This window comes from Paenibacillus kyungheensis (assembly GCF_028606985.1).
GTDB classification, from domain to species: Bacteria; Bacillota; Bacilli; order Paenibacillales; family Paenibacillaceae; genus Saccharibacillus; species Saccharibacillus kyungheensis.
In genome coordinates this window covers 3,250,392-3,270,909 of the sequence record NZ_CP117416.1, presented here as the reverse complement: position 1 = coordinate 3,270,909, position 20,518 = coordinate 3,250,392, and the positions used below count along the sequence as shown (strand labels likewise).

Below are 20,518 nucleotides of genomic sequence, written 5' to 3'. Positions count from 1 at the left end.
GACTAGGTTCTTTTGTTTGGAAGTTATAGAAATGAATGCTGTAGATAATGCAAAAAGAAGAAGTATCCTTGTGAGGATACTTCTTCTTTTTTTATATGATACCTATTAATTAGTAGTGGTGTAGTTAGATGAAGCGGCTATAATATCTGCTTTTGCCCAGTGGGTGGATGGCACGTCAGTCCATTGGGTTGTTGATGGTTGAGTTTTATCTAATTTGAGAATTCGGTTAAGAGTGGTTACAGCTTCAGCACGAGTGAGTGGTTGGTTGGGTTTAAACGTTGTTGGCGTTAAACCTTGCATAAATCCAGCTTGAGTTACTCGTTTAATATCAGAAACAGCCCAGTTGTTTTGAATATCTGTCGCATTTGATGTTCCTGTACCGCTTAGTTTTTGCCAGCGGCTAATGATCGTTGCCATCTCAGCACGTGTAATCGCTTGATTTGGCTTAAATGTACCATCAGGCAGTCCACTCATTAAGCCATTGGTTTGAACCTCTTGAATCGCTTTGTATGCCCACAGAGAACTCGGAACATCTGAGTAATGCGTTGTAGTTGGATCAGATGTAGAGTGTGTACTTAATCGAGATAGCATAGAAGCCATTTCAGCACGAGTCACTTTTTGATTTGGACGGAATGTTTGATCGCTATATCCTTGAATATACGCTTGATACACATTCTGGCTAACTGTTGATGGGTTAGCTGGTACTGGAGTCGTTGCTTCCAATTTTGGAGAGGGTATATCCAAAATCGTAAATGTGCTAAACGCAGTCACTGTAAATTTCAAACCTGTCTGACCGTTAGCTTCATTAACTACAGTCGGTTGAATTAACTCATGCTCTCCATTGCTATGTTCTACAAAAATGCGAAGTTGTTGTAACCATGCTGTTTTAGCAATCGCATTTTGAGGAATAGCGTTAGCATCTACAGGCATAACCAGATCTACTGACTGATTCTGCAAATTCGTTTCAATATTCATCGGTGTACCAACGACTGTGATATTTCCATCTTTGGATACATTTTTAACAAGTGATTGTTGTTGTGCACGTAACTTCACAGCATTTTGATCGGTAGAAGAAGTTAAAGGAATGACTTGAAATTGCAAATCGTTTTTCAACGATTGTAAGGATGCTGTTGGAATAGCCAATTGAACATGTTCTGTATTAAAGTCCAAGTTCATATTAGCTTGATTTAGACTGTTTATAGCTGTTTGTGGCATCGTCATTTTCAATGAATTAGCAGTGTTTGGAATAGTAATAGTTGCTGTTTTCTGATTGTTTGCTTGTAATTTATTAATTTCTGTTTGCAATTTGTCTGTAGAAAATAAAATACTGGATTGTGGCTGTCCATTTGCTGAAGATATTTGTGTTGTGCTACTTATATTATTAGCAGATAGTACAGTTGATTTACCAGTATTGGTTGCTACATTAGAATTACTATTTGTATTCGATGAATTGGTATTTTTATCATCAGATTCTTTGACGTTCACTGTTGCAGTTGCTTTAAAATTGCCATCTACAGTCGTTGCTGTAATGATTGCAGTTCCTTTAGCGATAGGTGTAACCACTCCATTTTTCACCAGTGCGACTTTCTCATTGCTACTCATCCAAGTGATATCCGCTTGAGTTGCGTTAACAGGAGCAACTGTTGCTTGAAGAGTGAAAGGTTGATCTTTTTTGTTGATTGTAAGTGTAGAAGTACTTAGTGTAATACCTGTAACATCTACAGTTTGCTTAGGATCTGTAAAGTCTAGTTTTTGAATAACTTGTTCTCCAGTTACACTGCGCTGAATACTACTTCCATAAGCAGTACCATCAGGTAAGAAAACGATGCTGTTATCCTCATTATTTCTTCCCATGTCTACTAAATCATTAATATCAAGTGGCAAGTTTTTTAATAATGCAGATGTTGCTTGAAATATATGTGTGTTATTTGCATTAATATATAAATTTCCAGCAGGACTTATATCAATATCATTTGTGCGACTAGGGTAATCAATTACTAATATCGGAGTGGTAGCAGTAGAACCATCCATTTTCAAAATTTGACTCGTCTTATTTTTAGTTACAGACATATACAACTGATTTTGATGGTCAAAAGCTAACCCATCTATAAAAACTGCTCCTGTATCTGTAAAATGATAATAAGGTTGACTTAATGTTAAGAGCTCTTCTTGAGTTAATGGGGTTGAGCGATTTAAATATTGAGCATCTAATTTAAAGATATAATGATAAGCATTCATTGAGAAAAATAAATTTCCTTGTTGATCTACAGCTACAGCATTTGCCAGAGGCGTTGCAGCAAGCAACGATCTTTTGTAACCAGTACTGGTTTTAATAACCTCATAAAATCCTTTTTGAAAATCTGCAATATATAAGTGATCTTTCCAAGCAGTCATAGTTGCTATCTTGCGAATATCTAATCCTTCTATACTTAAAGGAAGAGGTTTAACAGTTACTCTTCTTGTTACTTCTAGCGCTGAGATATTTGCAGGATTGGTCACGTTGTAATGAACCGTGTACTCGCCTGGAATAGACGTATTTATAGAAGATATAGCTTTACTATCTAAAGTATAAGTGACTTTTACATCCAGTTTAGAATAGGTAGCATCTTGTACTGTTACTCCTTCTTCAATATAAGTATCTCCAGCAAAAAGAACAGGATTATAATTTCCTTTTAAGGCAATTAAAGGTGCGGAGCGAGGAAAAATTGCTTTTATTTTACCATTTTCACTATAATAACCTCGACCATCAGGTAAAAAAACGATGCCGTCTGAATTAATATTCATTGTATTAATTTCGAGATATGATTTGAAAGATGTATCAGCTACTGGTAAGTTTTTTAATTCATTGGCAGAAATTTTGAAAAATCCACGGTCTGAAAAATCTGGTTTATATAAAGTAGCTTTAAAGAATAGATTATCATTTTCGTCGAATGTCATCACTTGTAAATCTTCAAGGTCTTCTTGTGTGACTCTTTCCAACAATTGATCATTTGAATTCCATCTATACAGAGTAGTGTCAAAAAAATCAAGCGGAATAGCAATGTAAAGCTGATCTTGAGAATTGAATGCAATATTAGAAATATTTTTTATAGGATCGTTACCATCAGATGCTTTGTCACTAAGGTCTAAATAAAGTGAACTATATTTCTTAAATTGTTCTGGAGTTAACGCAGCATCCTGTAAATATTGAGCATCTATCTTGTTGATGATTGACTTGTTTTCTAAAGTATAAAATAGGTCGCCAGCTTGATTGAAAGCAACAGTAACAACATTATCGGCATAGTATCCACCGTACACGATAGAAGTAACTGTTCCAGAGCTTAATTCGACTTTTGATATTCCTGAACTGCCTTGTGCAACATAGACAGAACCATTATGATATGCCATACCTAACGCACCACGGATATTTAGCTGATCAAGATCTTTCTGTTTTTCAGTAGCAACAACATCAATAGTACGTTGTTGAGGATAAGAACGTTTTCCAGCTGGATTTTCTGCAATATATGTGATTACGTATATTCCAGGTATATTAGTATCAATTTGATTTACTGGAACAGAATTTAATGTATATGTAATATTTATTTTTAACTCATTTTCACTATATACACTGTCTGCTACACTCCAACCTTCTTCAATAAAAGGTTCTCCTTGTTTTAATGTCATATTATAGTCTCCATAAAGAAATAAATTTAAGAAACTTGAATCCTGGCTTTCTTTACTTGCTACCAAATTACTTGTTCCTTCCTCACTTGCAAAAAGCGTAGCAGGCGCTGACCCTATTAATGTCACCACCAAAACCAAAAACATCATCATAAACTTTCTCATTTTACTTAAATTCCCTCCATTTATAATTATATTGAAATCCTTTACTAATATAACAGATGCTACTCAATATGGGTAAATTAAAATTTACACAATTTAAAGCTGTATGATATTTTATGTAACTCTATATCTATTCCTCATTTCTTGCTTCCTCCTAAACGAGTTATTCAACATTATGCTTATCCACCTGCACCAGCGGAGACGAGAAAATCGTTCTGAAAGAGCGAAGCGCTCGCCTTTGTAAACGAATCCTGATTGCGAAGCAGTCATTCAAAGGATTCATTTGCAACAAGCGACGACAAGAACGATTTCCTCCTCGCAGCGTCTCCCATAAAAAATCTAAAATTTGAATAACTCCCCACCCTTTGATTTTCAAAACGGTCTTCTTCTGGTATGCTGATAGGTGAACATTTCGACATCAGGTTGAGACGACAGCAAGGAGAGGATTTAGACATCCATGAAATTTGCCGTACTGGATTTTGAGACCACAGGTACTCAGTCCACCGATGATATTATTCAAGTTGGGCTTGCCATTATAGATCATGATTTAAGTATTTCTACTGTATATTCTTCTATGGTGAAGCCGGGAGTGCCGATTCCTCCTTTTATAGAAGGTTTAACAGGAATTAAAAATGAAGATGTAGAGAACGCTCCAGAGTTAGACGATGTTATTTTGGAGATGATTCCTCTATTAGAAGATGCTGTGCTTGTCGGGCACAATGTCGGTTTTGATTTAGGATTTTTGCAACGTGCTTTAGATCAGACTGGATATTTAGCATTTACAGGTCGAGTGCTGGATACGATGGATCTGTTACGTATCTTTTTCCCGAATCTATCGAGCTACCAGTTAAGCATGGTAAGTAAAGACTTGGGATTCGTTCATGATCGTCCTCATCAAGCAGATAGTGATGCGTTAGCGACCGCTCATGTATTTCTAAAGTGCTTGGAAGAGTTAAATGATCTACCATTGATTACAGTCCAGCGTCTATCTGAATTATTTGATAATCAGGATAGTGATCTGGGTTGGTATTTTGATGGCGTACGGATGGAGAAAGAAGCACAGCCGATTCAAGATTTAGACGAACATCGCTTTTTCCGTCAATTGGCATTAAAAGTAGGCGATTGGAATGAAATTTTGCCGGCTCATGAAGAGCGAGGTAATATGCCACTTGCAGATGTTTCATTTGATGAATTTTTAGAGCAAGTGAAACAAAACTTACGTAATCTGCTTCCTAACTATGAAGAACGGGAACCGCAGAATCGTATGTTTGAAGAAGTGATCAAAGCGATGACCAATGATAAGCATCTATTGATCGAAGCAGGAACAGGAACAGGCAAATCGCTAGGGTACTTATTACCTTCGATTTATCATAGTGTCAAAGAAAACGATCGTGTGATGGTAAGTACGCATACGATTAACTTGCAAGAACAGTTGCGAGAACGCGATATTCCATTATTGACTCAAGTTGTTCCATTTGCATTTCGTGCTGCCGTATTCAAAGGACGCCAGCATTATTTGTGTCTGCGCAAATTTGAGCATAAAATAAATACAAAAGAATTTCAAAGCCCTAAAGAAGATGTATTGATTGCAGCTCAAATGATTGTCTGGTTAAATGCGACAGAAACCGGAGATGATGAAGAACTCAATATGGGTAATCGTGGTGCTGACTTCTGGGAAACGGTAGCCAGTGATACCGATTCTTGTCTGGGTCGTGCATGTCCATGGTTCCGCAAATGTTTTTACCATCGTGCGAAGCATGAAGCAGGTACAGCAGATGTAGTCATCACCAATCACTCGAAATTATTTACCGATGTCAAAGCAGGACATCAATTGTTACCTGCTTATGATCGCTTGGTTATTGATGAAGCACATCATTTAGAAGATGTCGCAGGCAAGCACTTGGGTATGCATATGAAATATTTCACATTGGTTCATCCACTGTTACGATTGTTCAAAGACAGCAAAAATGGTCAGTTAGCGATTTTGCGTCAACAATTAGGCTCTTCTGGCAATGAACGTGGTATGGATTGGGCGATAGCGATTGATAATCTATATCCTGAAATTGTAGATGTTAAAGAAAACTGGGATAAATTAAGTGAGTTACTATTTGCTTTGTTGCCTCAGCGTAGTGATGCCGCTCCTGGTGAAGCAGGGCAGTTTACGCTTCGTCTTTTACCGGAAAAGCAACCGACCGAATGGAATGTGATTACAGAGCTTGAGAATCAGATTCATATCGGACTGAGCCAGTTGATTCGTAAAGGCGAGCAAGTGATGAATCAGATCAAAGACAGCGATGAGCAGTTAGGCACAGATAGTCTGGTAACAGACGTATCAGGTCTATTCAAAGACTTAACAGTGGTACGAGATGATCTGCGTCAATTTGTGAAGCTGGAAAGTACAGATACAGTCTACTGGTATGAAGCTAATGGGAATTACCGTAGCAAGTCTTTACAGATGTATGCTGTACCGGTAGATGTGAGCAAGCAATTGAAAGAGTACTTTTTTGATAAAAAGAAAAGTATTATTTTGACATCAGCGACATTATCAATAGAAAAGAAATTCCAATATATGATTGAACAGTTAGGGCTTGTAGAAGCGGAAAAAGAAGGTCGATTGATGACCGAACAGTTATCTTCACCTTTCAATTATCGTGAGCAATCGCTGTTGTTAATTCCGCGCGATTTTCCAAGTGTCAAAGGCAGTGTTGGTGATGCGTTCTTTGTAGATACGTTAGCGAACTCATTAGCGGAGACTGCCAAAGCGACCAATGGACGAATGATGGTGTTATTTACCTCTTATCGGATGCTCAAGCAGGTGTATGAGCCATTGAAAGAGAAGTTATCACATAGCGATATTGCAGTATTTGGACAAGGGGTCGATGGAGGAAGTCGTACCAAGCTCACTCGAAGATTCCAAGAGCGTTCAGCTTCGGTGTTACTGGGTACAAGTAGCTTCTGGGAAGGAGTCGATATTCCAGGCGAAGCATTAACCTGTCTGGCAATCGTACGTTTACCTTTTCAACCGCCCAATCATCCATTGCTTGAAGCCAAAAGTGAACGGCTGAAAAAAGAAAAGAAAAATCCATTTATGAAATTATCTGTACCGCAAGCAGTTATCCGTTTCAAACAAGGTTTTGGTAGATTAGTACGGACATCTAGTGATCGGGGAATCGTTATTGTCTATGACACTCGTGTGATCGAGTCCTATTATGGCAAGCATTTTCTATATTCATTGCCCGGTCCCAAAATGGAACATATGCCGACAGAGCAGATGGTACCCCGTATTACAGAATGGCTTAGCCAGGCCGAACCTGAAAAGGAAACTGTAAATCAAGAGGGGGAGCAAGCATGAAATCCGACAAAATATCAGAAGCAGTCGTGCGAAGACTACCTGTATACCTTAGATATCTGAACGAACTTCACACACGTGAAGTTCCTACAGTGTCTTCGCAAGAACTGGGACAAAAACTAGACTTGAATCCAGCACAAATTCGCAAAGATTTAGCTTATTTTGGAGATTTTGGACGTAAAGGGATCGGTTATGATGTATCATATTTGATTGAGAAAATACGTCATATTTTAAAATTAGATCAACAAATCAATGTGGCACTTGTAGGCGCTGGTAATCTAGGGCATGCCCTTTCTAACTATAATATGTATCTAAAAGAAACAATGAAAATCGTAGCTGTGTTTGATTCCAACGATTCGAAAGTAGGCTCTTTAATCAATACATTAGTCGTCCAGCCTATTGATGAACTTGGAATTACAGTCAAAGCGAGAAGTATTCGTATCGGAATTGTTACAGTGCCTAATGTTGAAGCACAGCGTGTAGCGGATCAGTTAATTGAAGCAGGGGTTGAGGCTATTTTGAACTTTGCACCGATTATTTTGAAAGCTCCACCGCATATTCGTGTGCATACTGCTGATTTTACAACGGATTTATTAAGCCTTGCCTATTATCTGGAAGATGGAAAGGAACATGAAACTAATGAATAACACCTCGAACAAATGGGTCATCAAAAACGGTATGTTTGCTGTAATGAGCGAAGAGAAATCAATGCTTTTTGGACATATGGTGATTGAAGATGGATGGATTACGTATCTTGGAGAAGAAGAACCTGTGATCGAAGAAGACACAACCGTAGTGGATGGCAATCATTTGTTCTTTATTCCGGGTCTAGTCAACAGTCATGGTCATGCAGCGATGTCGTTGTTACGCGGATATGGAGATGATCTTGCTCTACAAGTATGGTTACAAGAAAAAATGTGGCCGATGGAAGCGAAATTTACAAGTGACGATGTATACTGGGGAACTGCTCTGTCTGTATTAGAAATGTTAAAAGGCGGTACAACTACATTCCTCGATATGTATGATCGCTCAGAACGTGTAGCCGAAGTGGTAGAACAATCGGGTATGCGTGCAGTATTGATGCGTGGTGTAATCGGCTTGTGTTCAGAAGAAGAACAAAAGCAAAAGCTAAAACAATCAATCGACTTTGCACGTGATTGGCATGGTCAAGCGAATGGACGTATTACAACGATGATGTCTCCACATGCACCTTATACTTGTCCACCTGCATACATCGAACAATTTGTACAAGCAGCTCATGATTTGGATTTGCCGCTGCATACACATATGTCTGAGACACTAGCAGAAGTTCAATTAAACGTTACAGATTATGGATTACGTCCTGTAGCTCATTTGGAGAAATTAGGATTTTTCACTCGTCCAGCATTGTTAGCGCATGCTGTTCATTTGAATGATGAAGAGATCGAAGTACTTGCTGAGAATAAAGTAGCGATTTCTCATAACCCGGGTAGTAACCTCAAATTAGCAAGTGGTGTAGCACGTGTGCCGGATCTGTTGCGTGCAGGCGTTGTTGTGTCTTTGGGAACAGATGGCCCGGCAAGTAATAACAATCTGGATATGTTTGAAGAAATGCGTTTGGCTGCTCTTATTCACAAAGGAGTATCCGGCGATCCAACAGCTGTGCCTGCATTAGAAGCATTGAAAATGGGTACTGAATACGGTGCAAGATCTGTATTTTTGAATGATGTAGGTACATTCGCTGTAGGAATGAAAGCTGATATTACAGCACTTAATGTAGATCAACCGCATTTCTTACCACGTACTGATTTTATTTCACATACAATCTATTCTGCATCTGCCAAAGATGTATTGCATGTCTGGGTAGACGGTAAGCAATTGATCAAAGACGGTATATCATTAACATTGGATGAAGAAAAAATTCGTCATGAAGCCCAAAGTGCTTTTGAAGGTTTGCTTAAACGCTAACTGGAAGTCGATAGGAAAGGATGGCGTGTTTTGCGAAATTTGGGAAGTGGTAAGTGGATTGCAATCATTATCGTTGTATTGGGATTGCTGATTTTAGGTGTAAATCAATTTTATGTACATGTAATGGCAAAGCCATGGAGTAAAGAACAACTGGCTATTAATAGCGCACAGGAAAAAGCGGATATTGTATCTGTGACGCGTACGTTCAATTCCGTCTGGACAGATAGTTCAACGTATTGGGTCGTAGAAGGTAAAAATACAGCACAAGAAGATCTAATGGTCTGGGTCAAATTTAATATAGACGGTTCGGTAGCAGAAGGAGCTAATGCAGTGCATGTTGAGAAAACAGCAGGTACAGTATCCTATCAAGCCGCCACCGATCTTTTGCAAAAAGATTTGCCTGGAGCAGAAGCTGTACGAATTGTACCTGGCTCATATAATGGAAAATATGCATGGCAAGTTTTTGCCAAACTGAATGAACGTTATTATTATCTTTTCTACAATTTCCGTGATGGAACCAAATTAGGTGGACCTATGGAATTGCCTGCAACTTTAAAAGGAACAGGGCAAGAGTAACATCATCAAGCTTAAACCATATAAAAAAGCATGATTTAAGGAATTCATATACTGAATCCAAAGATCATGCTTTTTTGTTAATTAAGCATAGATTATAAACGGAATTGTAGTACCGTATTTTGTAATTTTTCAGCCATAGAATGAAGTGTAGCGGTATGAGCTGTACTTTCTTCCAAGAAAGCTAATTGTTCTTCTGTAGCTGCACTTACGCTTTCAGTGTTAGAAGCAACATGATCGGTCAAGCTTGAGATATTTTCCATAGATTTGACAATCTTCTGTGAATGTTCCGATAAATGATGGATAGAATCAGTCACTTCTTTAATTTCAGAAGTGGTATGATCGGTTAGAGATTTAATGGTATTAAACAAATTACCTACAGAATGAGCCGCAGCAATACCTTGACTTACTTCTTTAACCATGTTTTCCACCGATTCAGTAGCACCTTTTGTTTCACTTTGAATAGCATTGACAAGTGCTCTCACACGATCTACGGATTCATTGGTTTCGTTAGAAAGTTTACGGATTTCGGAAGTAACTACAGCAAATCCACGTCCGTGTTCACCTGCACGTGCAGCTTCAATCGCTGCATTGAGAGAAAGAAGACCCGTCTGAGCTGCAATCGAAGAAATTGCATTATTGATTTCTTCAATTTCTCCAGAGCGTTTGTTTAACGAAGAAATAATCACTTCCAATTTACTCATACGTTGGTGAATTTGATCCATTTGGTTCATAACGTGTACTATTTCTTGATTGCCGAGTAGCGCTTGACTTTGTGCTTGTTGCGCAACGCTCATCGCTTGCTGGCTACTTTGATCAATCTGCTGAATATCCTTATTAACATCATAGACAGTTTGTAATCCACCTTCTACAATTTTAACTTGATCCTGTGTACTGCTAGATAGATCAGACATAATGTCTGCAACGTGTTCAGCAGCTTTACCTGTTTCAGACGTACCACTAGCAACATCTTTAGAAATTGTAATAACCTGTGAAGCATTATCATTAATTTCATGAACAAGATGACGCAAGTTATTTTTCATACTATTAAAGGAAACCGCTAACTCCCCTAATTCATCTTTTTGCTTAACATTAACATCTTCAATATTGAGATCCCCTGTAGAAATAGATTTGGCTGCTTTACTTAATTTTTGTAATGGTTTGGAGATAAGACGTGAAATAAAGATGCCAATAATAATTGCTAATGCGAAGTTAATGATGCTGATTGCGATAGCTAGCTGGCGAACATGTGCTATTTTTTGTGTATTTTCATCTTTGGCAGCCGTCATCAAAGCATCTTGTTGATCCGAAAATTGTTGAGCAAACTTAACAATAATACTTCCTACAGGAATAACACTGGTAATCACATCAAGATAAGATTGATCCACTTGAGCAGGAGGCAGATTGAACAGTTCTTGAGCGTGGGTTTTGTAATACTCGTTCATTTTCAGCATATAATCTAATTGAGCGGTATCTTCTTTGGAGACGACTAAGCTTTTCATCTCATTCAAAAGTTTGGTTGTCTGATCATTCGTACTTAATAATTGAGAACCATAGTACGAATCGCGACTCAGCATGTAGGTCTGCATATATCCATTTTGAGTAGTAGCATAAAATTTCAAATTATCTGCTTGTGATTTTAGAGTGACATAACGATCCAAAATTGTACTCATCGATTGCTGAATTTGTTGAAGAGACATAATATAGACCACTCCCGCACAGCCAGCAATAAGGGCAATAGCAAGAAATCCAGCTAAAAGCTTATGCAGGATAGATAGACGCATCGCAGACCACTCCTTCATATATACTTATTTCCATTTCGCTATATACTTTTCTTCATTAGCTGGGGTAATCAGTTCATAAGGAATGCTGATTTCTTTAGGAACTTGTTTACCATTAGCAGCTTCTATTGCTGTTTGAAGACCTTGACTACCTTGAGCCGATGCATTTTGAAAAACGGTAACTTTTAATTTATTAGCTTTCATAAAATTCAAAGCATCCATCGTACCATCTACACCTGCAAATACAATATTTTGATCTTTTCCATTAATTTGAGTTGCAAGAATAGCCCCAATAATCATTTCATCATTATTGGCAACAACCGCATCAATTTGTTGACCGGATGCTAACCATTTGGCCATTAGTGCCATACTTTTAGCGCGATCATAATTCGCTGTTTCTTCAAAAACAATTTTCATATTAGGATATTTAGCGATAACATCTTTATTTCCCTGGGTGCGGTTAACCTGTGCATCACTACCCATATCGCCATCCATAATAGCAATATTACCTTTTCCGCCCAAAAGCTTGGCGACTTCATTCATTTGAAGCTTACCAGCGGTTAATGAATCTGAACCTACATAGGAAGTGAGGGTATCTAATTCTTTGAAAGTACGATTGACGGCTACAATCGGGATATTCGCTTGATTGGCTAGATCAACAATCGTTTTTGAAATCGAGGGGTCCATCGGTAGAAAAGCAATAGCTTTGACATCTTGCGCAATAAATTCTTTAATTTGTTGAAGTTGAGTAGAAGCATCATTTTTGGCATCAGCATAAATCACATTCACATCAGGATGTTTTTTGGCATAACTTTCCATGCCGGCTGCTACATAACTGATAAAACGGTCATTCATATCTGGGATAGATACTCCAATGGTGACTTTTCCTGTTGTAGTTGTGTTAGTCGTAGTTGTGGGTGTTGCTTCAGTAGTAGTGGAAGTAGATGCAGTAGGAGTTGAGGAATTAGGACTTACAGATGAAGTTGCAGAACAACCTGCCGTAAACATAAAAAGAGCTACTACCAACAAAATAGGGGGATACTTAAACCATAGGCGCATTATCTAACCTCCATACTCTTCATTTTCAAAATAATATAACGTTTACATTTTGTACATTATCTAAAATAAAGACAAAATGTGACAAGATTATAAAGGCATTATCGACAAAGGGTAGGGGTTTTGTTAGAGCCGATTTAAATTCTACTAAGAAAGGAATAGATAAATAAAAATACCTCTACTCTGGTATCTAAAAGTAGCGGTATTAGAAATCAAAAAACACGTATGATATACTATATATAGATGAATAATTGTAAACACACCAAAAAACCTATCTATTTACTGTTACCGATAGGCGCTAAAATACCGAAGTAAAATATATGTTGTTATGTACACCGTGTTTACTACATTAAAGGAGGACGTATATGAAACTCCGTGTCATGCCTATTTTTATAACAGTCATCGTATCTGCCACTGTATTATTTGGTGGATGGTTTACGTATCGTCAGTTGACTCTCTACAGTCCGCTTACGAAAATTGTACAGAACTATCCTGGGGTAAATGCCTCTCATATTAGTATTAACCCAAAAGAAGTCATGTTGAAACTCGATCTTGCTCCTTCTGCAGATTTAGGTGGTTTGGTACAGACTTTGAATAAGCAAGGAACCGATATCTGGGGTACACGTACACTCCAATTAGAAGTAACAGATCACTCGAATACAGAACTCGACAAAGTATGGGAAAATGCAATGTTCTCTGTTTCTCAAGCAATGGCTACACAAAAATATACTGAAATTCCGGAAACTGTTGAAAGTATCATGCAACAAAATAAAAATATTCAAGTTAAAGCAGAAATGGATGAACGTAACGTATACGTATCTTTGAGCAATGGGAAGGGAAGCAAATTCCTGATCTTGCCACGTAATTCTCAAGTCACAGGAGGAAGCGCCTAATGCCAAAATGGACAAAAGAGATTGTTGTTGGATTTGTGCCGGTCTTGTTAATTTTTCTTATTTTTGTAGGATATAATATTTTACCGTTGTTGTTGATTGCTGCTCTAGTAGGTGGAACATTCTTGGTGATGCAAATGCGTGGTGGCTTAGCCGTCGGTGCTGCGCAAGAACGTAAACGTAAAAAAAATGGCCCACTTAAATTAACATTTGAACAAATTGGTGGCCAGGATAATGCGAAGCGTGAATTACGCGAAGCTCTTGATTTTCTAGTACGTCATGATGAAATGAACAAATTCGGAATTCGTCCGTTAAAAGGAATACTACTTACAGGTCCTCCGGGGACAGGTAAAACATTGATGGCCAAAGCTGCTGCTCATTATACTGATTCTGTATTTGTCAGTGCGTCAGGTAGTGAATTTGTAGAAATGTATGTTGGTGTTGGTGCAGGACGTATTCGTGATTTGTTCAAAGATGCTCGTACACGTGCTGCCAAAGAAAATAAGCAAAGCGCGATTATTTTTATCGATGAAATAGATGTTATTGGTGGGAAACGTGAAGGTGGACAACAACGAGAGTATGATCAGACGCTGAATCAGTTGTTGACTGAAATGGATGGAATTTATAGCAATGAAGCACCACGTATTTTGATTATTGCTGCTACCAACCGTAAAGAGATGCTGGATAGTGCATTGTTACGTCCAGGTCGTTTTGATCGTCATATTCAAGTCGATCTACCTGATAAAAAAGGTCGTAAACACATTTTGGAACTTCATGCAGCGAACAAACCGCTTGCAAAAGAAACCGATCTAGATAAATTAGCAGAAGAGGCGTATGGTTTCTCTGGTGCTCAATTGGAAAGTGTAATGAATGAAGGCGCTATTTATGCGATGCGTCAAAATGCAGATCATATTTTACAAAGTCATTTATCGATGGCGATTGATAAAGTTATGATGGGTGAAAAAACAGATCGTGAATCCAGTATCGAAGAAAAACGTCGTGTAGCGATTCATGAACTAGGACATGCGATTATGGCAGAAGTGGTTCGTCCGGGTAGTGTAGGGCAAGTCGCACTTAGCCCACGTGGACAAGCACTAGGTTATGTACGTCACAACCCTGCACAAGAGCAATACTTGTATACGAAGCCATTTTTGGAAGAGCAAATTATGATTGCTCTCGGCGGAGCTGCTGCTGAAGAAATGTATTATGAAGGACGCAGTACAGGTTCTAGAGGCGATTTCGATCAAGCGCTCAATATTGTTCAGACAATGATGGAATCCGGTCTTACGAAGCTTGGCATCGTCAGTATGAATATGGTTCCTAAAGAGCAAATTATGAAAGAAAATAATGCAATTTTAGAAGATTTAACCAGACGTACCAAAGAAATTCTAGATAGTCGTCGCCTTATTTTTGACACATCTTTAGACATTTTGTTAAAAGAAGAAGTGTTATCCGGCGAACAATTTCGACAACAGTTCAATAAAAGTTCAAATGTACCAGCATAATTTAAAATGCTGGTACTTTTTTTTTACTTTTTGCCTGCGCTACGCTATTATTAGATGTTGGAGAGTATATCAAAGCCTGACATTATGTTTTGATTTTTTCGGCTTCAATACGCAAGTACACAAGATTGGTTTTGAAGTATCTATGTATTTTGTATAAAGGCAAGCTAGAGAAGACACAACAACGAATAGAAGGCTTCAAAGGATATAGGCTGAGCATATATAGTCTGTACACTTTATGAATATTGGAAGGGTGGAAAGAAACCATGAATTTTAAAAAAGTCGGCGTTATCGGCGGCGGTACAATGGGACAAGGTATTTCTGAAATGCTTGCTAAAAAGGGCATCGAGGTATTACTTGTTGAGAAAACACAGGACAAGCTGAACCATGCTTGGGATATGATTGAGACAAGTTTAGACAAGCAAATGGAAAAATGGGCATTAACTCAAGCAGAGAAAAAATTGATTTTGTCCAAAATCACTAAAGTGACTCATTTTGCAGACCTGGGTACATGTGAACTTGTTATTGAAACAATCAGTGAAGATCCAGAAGCGAAAAAAGAAGTATTTGCTCAATTGGACCAAGTATGTCCAAGCAGCGTTATTCTAGCAAGTAACACATCTACACTGAGCTTAACAGAACTTGCGAGTTCAACGATGTATCCAGAACGTGTTATTGGAATGCACTTTATTTATCCAGTATCCAAAATTGATCTTGTAGAAATCATTCGTGGTCTTCGTACATCCGATCAAACGTTTGAAGTGACAAAAAACTTTATTGAGCAAACAGTAAACAAACGCGGAATCATGGTTTACGAATCTCCTGGATTTGTAACAAGTCGTATTATTTGTTTATTGATCAATGAAGCATTGCATGTACTTGAAGAAGGCGTAGCTTCTGCTGCAGATATCGATGATTCGATGCGCATTGGTTACCAATTCCAATATGGCCCGCTTGAAATGGCTGACCGTTTCGGACTGGATTCAGTAAATGCAGCACTTGAGCGTATGTTCCGCGAATACGGAGAGTTGAAATATCGTCCAGCGATCATTTTGAAAAAAATGGTTCGTGCAGGTAGTCTTGGCGTGAAAACAGGCGAAGGATTCTTCAAGTATGACAAGGATGGTGACCGGATATGAAAGTACTCGTAATTAATGCAGGTAGTTCTTCTCTAAAATACCAGTTGTACAACATGACAGACGAAAGTGTTCTAGCCAAAGGACGCGTAGAACGAATCGGAATGGATTCTTCTATCCTTGTTCATGAGCCTACAGGCGGCGAAGAATACAATACTGTAAGCGAAATTCTAGATCATACAATTGCGATTCGTCGTGTACTCGAAAGCTTAACAGATGCAAAACATGGTGTTATGCAATCTGTAGACGAAATTGATGCTGTAGGTCACCGTGTAGTACAAGGGGCAGAATCATTTAAAGAATCTGTGCTTGTAGACAAAGATGTGAAAAAAGAAATTCGTCGCTTATTCGATCTTGCTCCTCTTCATAACCCTGCTCATATCATGGGGATTGAAGCGGTTGAGTTGAATATGCCTGACGTACCACAGGTTGTTGTATTTGATACAGCATTCCACCAAACGATGCCTGAAAAAGCATATTTGTATGCTATTCCTAAAGTACTTTACAAAAAACATAAAGTACGTCGTTATGGATTCCACGGCACGTCTCATTATTATGTAAGTCTTGCAGCGGCTGAATACCTTAAACGTCCGTTAAAAGAGCTTAAAGTAATCACTTGCCATATCGGTAACGGTGGTAGCTTAACAGCTGTTAAAGACGGTATCTCTGTAGATACATCAATGGGAATGACACCGCTTGAAGGTCTAATCATGGGTACACGTAGTGGTGACCTTGATCCAGCGATCGTACCTTATGTAATGAACAAAGAAGAACTCAGTATCGGTGAAGTTAACTTTATGTTGAACAAACATAGTGGACTTATGGCGATTTCTGGTTCGAGCAGTGATATGCGTGAAATTACAGATGCTATGGCAGAAGGCGATGCTAATTCAACACTTGCTTTTGAAATGTTTGAATATCGTTTACGTAAATACATCGGTTCGTATGTAGCTGCTATGGACGGTGTAGATGTTATCGTCTTTACTGCAGGTATCGGTGAAAACTCTGCAATCGTTCGTGAAAAAGTATGCGAAAACTTAACATATCTTGGTGTGAAATTGGATCCAGAATTGAACAAAATCCGTTCTGGCGATCCACGTCGTATTTCTACACCGGATTCCAAAGTAGAAGTACTGGTTGTTCCTACGAATGAAGAGCTTGTTATTGCACGTGATACGTACAAGTTGATTCAAAAGTAAGCAACATAATAGATCATAAACAAGCAGATGTTTATTGTATAATGATTTAAAATAGGTAAATGGATGTTATTCAAATGATTTGAATAATGATAATATAAAAGCTTCTCAGTAGAAATCAAAGCAAAGTCGTTTTTTGCTTTGATTTCTTGCTGAAAATCGCTTGTAGTCATTACCTATTTCATTGATGTTGCTCAATAAGCAAAAGGGAGAGTATATAAATGTCTACCAAAACCGTTATAAAAAAAGTAAATGAGCATGTTGAACAGACTGTCACGATTGGCGCATGGATCAACAATAAGCGCTCTAGCGGTAAAATTCAGTTTTTACAATTACGTGATGGTACAGGATATATTCAAGGCGTTGTTGTAAAAAGCGAAGTGTCCGAAGAATTGTGGAACGATGCGAAAAGCTTAACACAAGAAAGCTCTTTGTATGTAACAGGTATTATTCGTGAAGAACCACGCAGTAAATCTGGATATGAGATGACTGTTACAGGTATCGAAATTATTCATTTAACTGAAAACTATCCGATTACACCTAAAGAACATGGTACAGATTTCTTAATGGACCATCGTCATCTATGGTTGCGTTCGAATAGACAGCGTGCGGTTATGGTGATTCGTGCCGAAATTATTCGCGCGGTACAAGAGTTTTTCAACACCAACGGATTTACCAAAGTCGATCCACCAATCTTGACACCGTCTGCGGCAGAAGATTCTACAGAATTGTTCCATATCAAATACTTTGATGAAGATGCATATCTAACACAAAGTGGACAGTTGTATATGGAAGCAGCAGCTATGGCACTGGGGAAAGTATATTCATTTGGACCTACATTCCGTGCTGAAAAATCCAAAACACGTCGTCATTTGATCGAGTTCTGGATGATCGAGCCTGAGATGGCATTTACCGATCATGAAGAAAGTCTACGTGTGCAAGAACAATTTGTATCATATGTCGTACAATCTGTTCTTAAAAACTGTCGTACAGAGTTGGAAACATTGGAGCGCGATATTTCCAAATTGGAAAATATTCAAGCACCATTCCCACGTATCTCTTATGACGAAGCGATTGAGTTCTTAAAAGGTAAAGATTTCGATATTCCTTGGGGTAATGACTTTGGTGCGCCGCACGAAACAGCGATTGCTGAAGCGTATGACAAACCTGTATTTATCACCAATTATCCTAAAGATATCAAAGCATTCTATATGAAACCTGATCCTGAACGTCCTGAAGTAGTATTGTGTGCAGATATGATCGCACCTGAAGGATATGGAGAGATTATTGGTGGATCACAACGTATCGACGATCCAGAATTAATGAAACAGCGTTTTGAAGAGCATAACCTGACAGAAGAAGCTTATAAATGGTATCTAGATCTACGCACATACGGAAGTGTACCGCATTCTGGCTTCGGTCTAGGTCTAGAACGTACAGTGGCATGGATTTGTGGATTGGATCATGTCCGCGAAACGATTGCCTTCCCACGTATGTTGTACCGTCTGTACCCTTAGTCTCTACGTAGGATGATGTCTAATCGTAGAGCAATAGAAAGGGTGAATCACATGGGCGGAGAACAATGGAAGTCCTGGTCTAAAGGTGCTGCCTTTGCTTTGGGTTTGCAGACAGCGAATGTGCCGTATGCATTGCTCAAATATTATCAGGCATTAGATCTGGATGATGCGGAAGCAATGTTGCTCATTCAAATTCTATCTTTTCGACAAGTTGAAAATAATGAATTTCCGACACTTGAAGAACTACAGTGGAGAACAGGAGCAGATGCTTCATTGATCGCTACTCGTATCCAGAAGTTAATGAAGTCAGGATTTATTTTGATTGAGGATGAAGAAGACCCATTAACAGGGATTCGCTATGAGCGTTATGATCTAAGCGGATTGTATGAGAAACTGGGGACTGTACTGGCGACAGAGCAGCAAGATCGTATCGATTCTTCAGACGTATTACCAGAACCGGTTAAACCAATGTCCAAAGTCGATAAGCAAGCAGAAAACGAACGTAATCTTTTTATCATTTTTGAAAAAGAATTCGCTCGTCCATTATCTCCGATGGAATGTGAAACCATCTCAAGTTGGATTGATCAGGATCGGTATGCAGAAGAATTGATTCTAATGGCGCTCAAAGAAGCTGTATTTGCTGGTAAGCTTCATTTCAGATACATTGATCGTATTTTACTAGAATGGAATCGGAATCGTGTACGCACCGTAGAAGACGCTCGTGCACATACCCAAAAATTCCGTCAACGGTAAGTGGAAATTATCTATTGTACATGAAGCAAAAGTATAACCTTATAGATAGAGTCAGAGCGAAAGAAGGCTATTTCCCGATATGTATTCGAGGAGATAGCCTTCTTTTTATCATATGTACAAATATATTAGGTCTAACTATGATCCGATAAGAAGCTTTCTCCTCAGATTGTAGCCCTGTATTAAAATATACTTACGTTATAACTATCAAAATATAACGTATATGCGAAATTATACAGCATCATATTTTTAAAAAAATAAAATGCTCGATACAGAAAAAGATAGTATAGTCACGATTAAATCTAATGAAAATAACATCAAAACATACGGAAAAATAAGATTTTAAAAAATATTTTTAAATTTTTTTTCGTTATGAAATCATCGTTTTTTGTACATTTTCAGAGGTAATATCAAGAAAGATAATTAATTTATATTTTAGACTTAATATTCATATAAAAGTATAATTATACATTACCCTATATTTGGTAAAAAGGAGTTTGACTAAATGTAGGAGTAGCATAAATTATAGTTAGCTACTTAGGTGTGAGGTATATATGACATGAGGAGTAATATCATAATGTGATACTTAAAAATGAATAATAGATAAGAAATGTTAACATATAAACAAATAAGTATAGGCTATCAAAGGAATTTATGTAGGTTAACAAATAAAAAAGAAAGATTTTTGGAAGGAATAAGAAGATGAATCTAAGAAAATAACCTTATTTAAAGTAACTATATGAAACTATTTTTATATAATTATGAACTTTCATGTCACTTTATATAACACAAATACGAAAATGTGTACATATTATGGACAAAAGAGAAGGAAATCAGAAATGTAAACGGAATGTGAAAAAATATACAGTAAATATTAAATTGGAAAAAAGTTTATTAAAAATGTAAGCGCTAAACTAATTAGGTATGTTTCTATTCTTTGTGCACATTTAATTTTGCAAAATATAATAAAATCAATTTCAGTAGGGTTGCAATTTATTT

At 37.8% G+C, this 20,518-nt stretch carries 13 protein-coding genes; 10 read left to right on the top strand and 3 right to left on the bottom strand.

The features are described from left to right. Positions 1 to 105: 105 nt before the first annotated feature. The gene (locus PQ456_RS13930; protein WP_273612840.1) at positions 106 to 3,825 is read right to left on the bottom strand and encodes an S-layer homology domain-containing protein; all 3,720 of its coding nucleotides are present in this window, start codon (positions 3,823 to 3,825) and stop codon (positions 106 to 108) included. A 454-nt stretch (positions 3,826 to 4,279) separates the two neighbouring features. Here PQ456_RS13930 and dinG point away from each other — a divergent pair, with 454 nt between their 5' ends. Genes dinG through PQ456_RS13910 form a run of 4 tightly spaced genes read left to right on the top strand, consistent with a single transcriptional unit; the run spans position 4,280 to position 9,694 of the window. Continuing rightward, a complete protein-coding gene (dinG, locus tag PQ456_RS13925; RefSeq protein ID WP_273612839.1) occupies positions 4,280 to 7,174 on the top strand; it encodes an ATP-dependent DNA helicase DinG in 2,895 nt (964 codons plus the stop codon). After that, complete coding sequence (locus PQ456_RS13920) at positions 7,171 to 7,818, top strand: redox-sensing transcriptional repressor Rex (protein ID WP_273612838.1); 648 nt, start codon at positions 7,171 to 7,173, stop codon at positions 7,816 to 7,818. Before dinG ends, PQ456_RS13920 begins: the two co-directional genes overlap by 4 nt. Further along, the gene (locus PQ456_RS13915) at positions 7,811 to 9,118 is read left to right on the top strand and encodes an amidohydrolase (protein WP_273612837.1); all 1,308 of its coding nucleotides are present in this window, start codon (positions 7,811 to 7,813) and stop codon (positions 9,116 to 9,118) included. The genes PQ456_RS13920 and PQ456_RS13915 overlap by 8 nt, the downstream gene beginning before the upstream one ends. A 30-nt stretch (positions 9,119 to 9,148) precedes the next feature. Beyond that, on the top strand, positions 9,149 to 9,694 hold the full coding sequence (locus PQ456_RS13910; protein WP_273612836.1) for a cell wall elongation regulator TseB-like domain-containing protein: 546 nt from the start codon (positions 9,149 to 9,151) through the stop codon (positions 9,692 to 9,694). A 92-nt stretch (positions 9,695 to 9,786) separates the two neighbouring features. On the opposite strand, the gene PQ456_RS13905 is transcribed toward PQ456_RS13910, so the two are convergent. Together PQ456_RS13905 and PQ456_RS13900 are read right to left on the bottom strand one after the other, a co-directional pair. Further along, entirely contained in the window at positions 9,787 to 11,475 is a 1,689-nt protein-coding gene (locus PQ456_RS13905) for a methyl-accepting chemotaxis protein (RefSeq protein WP_273612835.1), read from the bottom strand. 24 nt (positions 11,476 to 11,499) lie between these two features. Beyond that, complete coding sequence (locus tag PQ456_RS13900) at positions 11,500 to 12,531, bottom strand: sugar ABC transporter substrate-binding protein (RefSeq protein ID WP_273612834.1); 1,032 nt, start codon at positions 12,529 to 12,531, stop codon at positions 11,500 to 11,502. A 362-nt stretch (positions 12,532 to 12,893) separates the two neighbouring features. Here PQ456_RS13900 and PQ456_RS13895 point away from each other — a divergent pair, with 362 nt between their 5' ends. The 6 genes from PQ456_RS13895 to PQ456_RS13870 all read left to right on the top strand — a co-directional run bounded on the left by PQ456_RS13895 (position 12,894) and on the right by PQ456_RS13870 (position 19,522). Next, positions 12,894 to 13,421 (top strand): hypothetical protein, encoded by a 528-nt coding sequence (locus PQ456_RS13895; RefSeq protein WP_273612833.1) that lies wholly within the window; start codon positions 12,894 to 12,896, stop codon positions 13,419 to 13,421. Then, positions 13,421 to 14,923 (top strand): AAA family ATPase, encoded by a 1,503-nt coding sequence (locus PQ456_RS13890; RefSeq protein WP_273612832.1) that lies wholly within the window; start codon positions 13,421 to 13,423, stop codon positions 14,921 to 14,923. Before PQ456_RS13895 ends, PQ456_RS13890 begins: the two co-directional genes overlap by 1 nt. 263 nt (positions 14,924 to 15,186) lie before the next feature. Continuing rightward, positions 15,187 to 16,059: a 3-hydroxyacyl-CoA dehydrogenase family protein gene (locus tag PQ456_RS13885; RefSeq protein WP_273612831.1), complete on the top strand. Its 873-nt coding sequence runs from the start codon at positions 15,187 to 15,189 to the stop codon at positions 16,057 to 16,059. Continuing rightward, positions 16,056 to 17,255 (top strand): acetate kinase, encoded by a 1,200-nt coding sequence (locus PQ456_RS13880; RefSeq protein WP_273612830.1) that lies wholly within the window; start codon positions 16,056 to 16,058, stop codon positions 17,253 to 17,255. The genes PQ456_RS13885 and PQ456_RS13880 overlap by 4 nt, the downstream gene beginning before the upstream one ends. 218 nt (positions 17,256 to 17,473) lie before the next feature. Continuing rightward, positions 17,474 to 18,769 carry an asparagine--tRNA ligase gene (asnS, locus tag PQ456_RS13875; protein ID WP_273612829.1) on the top strand — a complete coding sequence of 432 codons (1,296 nt, stop codon included), beginning with the start codon at positions 17,474 to 17,476 and terminating at the stop codon, positions 18,767 to 18,769. Between the two features lie 51 nt (positions 18,770 to 18,820). After that, on the top strand, positions 18,821 to 19,522 hold the full coding sequence (locus tag PQ456_RS13870) for a DnaD domain-containing protein (protein WP_273612828.1): 702 nt from the start codon (positions 18,821 to 18,823) through the stop codon (positions 19,520 to 19,522). The last annotated feature ends 996 nt before the right edge of the window (positions 19,523 to 20,518 follow it).

What these genes read in the sequence shown, in the direction of transcription:
- PQ456_RS13930 (WP_273612840.1), bottom strand. Translation starts at nt 3,825, where the DNA reads ATGAGAAAGTTTATGATGATGTTTTTGGTTTTGGTGGTGACATTAATA.
- dinG (WP_273612839.1), top strand. Translation starts at nt 4,280, where the DNA reads ATGAAATTTGCCGTACTGGATTTTGAGACCACAGGTACTCAGTCCACC.
- PQ456_RS13920 (WP_273612838.1), top strand. Translation starts at nt 7,171, where the DNA reads ATGAAATCCGACAAAATATCAGAAGCAGTCGTGCGAAGACTACCTGTA.
- PQ456_RS13915 (WP_273612837.1), top strand. Translation starts at nt 7,811, where the DNA reads ATGAATAACACCTCGAACAAATGGGTCATCAAAAACGGTATGTTTGCT.
- PQ456_RS13905 (WP_273612835.1), bottom strand. Translation starts at nt 11,475, where the DNA reads ATGCGTCTATCTATCCTGCATAAGCTTTTAGCTGGATTTCTTGCTATT.
- PQ456_RS13900 (WP_273612834.1), bottom strand. Translation starts at nt 12,531, where the DNA reads ATGCGCCTATGGTTTAAGTATCCCCCTATTTTGTTGGTAGTAGCTCTT.
- PQ456_RS13895 (WP_273612833.1), top strand. Translation starts at nt 12,894, where the DNA reads ATGAAACTCCGTGTCATGCCTATTTTTATAACAGTCATCGTATCTGCC.
- PQ456_RS13890 (WP_273612832.1), top strand. Translation starts at nt 13,421, where the DNA reads ATGCCAAAATGGACAAAAGAGATTGTTGTTGGATTTGTGCCGGTCTTG.
- PQ456_RS13885 (WP_273612831.1), top strand. Translation starts at nt 15,187, where the DNA reads ATGAATTTTAAAAAAGTCGGCGTTATCGGCGGCGGTACAATGGGACAA.
- PQ456_RS13880 (WP_273612830.1), top strand. Translation starts at nt 16,056, where the DNA reads ATGAAAGTACTCGTAATTAATGCAGGTAGTTCTTCTCTAAAATACCAG.
- asnS (WP_273612829.1), top strand. Translation starts at nt 17,474, where the DNA reads ATGTCTACCAAAACCGTTATAAAAAAAGTAAATGAGCATGTTGAACAG.
- PQ456_RS13870 (WP_273612828.1), top strand. Translation starts at nt 18,821, where the DNA reads ATGGGCGGAGAACAATGGAAGTCCTGGTCTAAAGGTGCTGCCTTTGCT.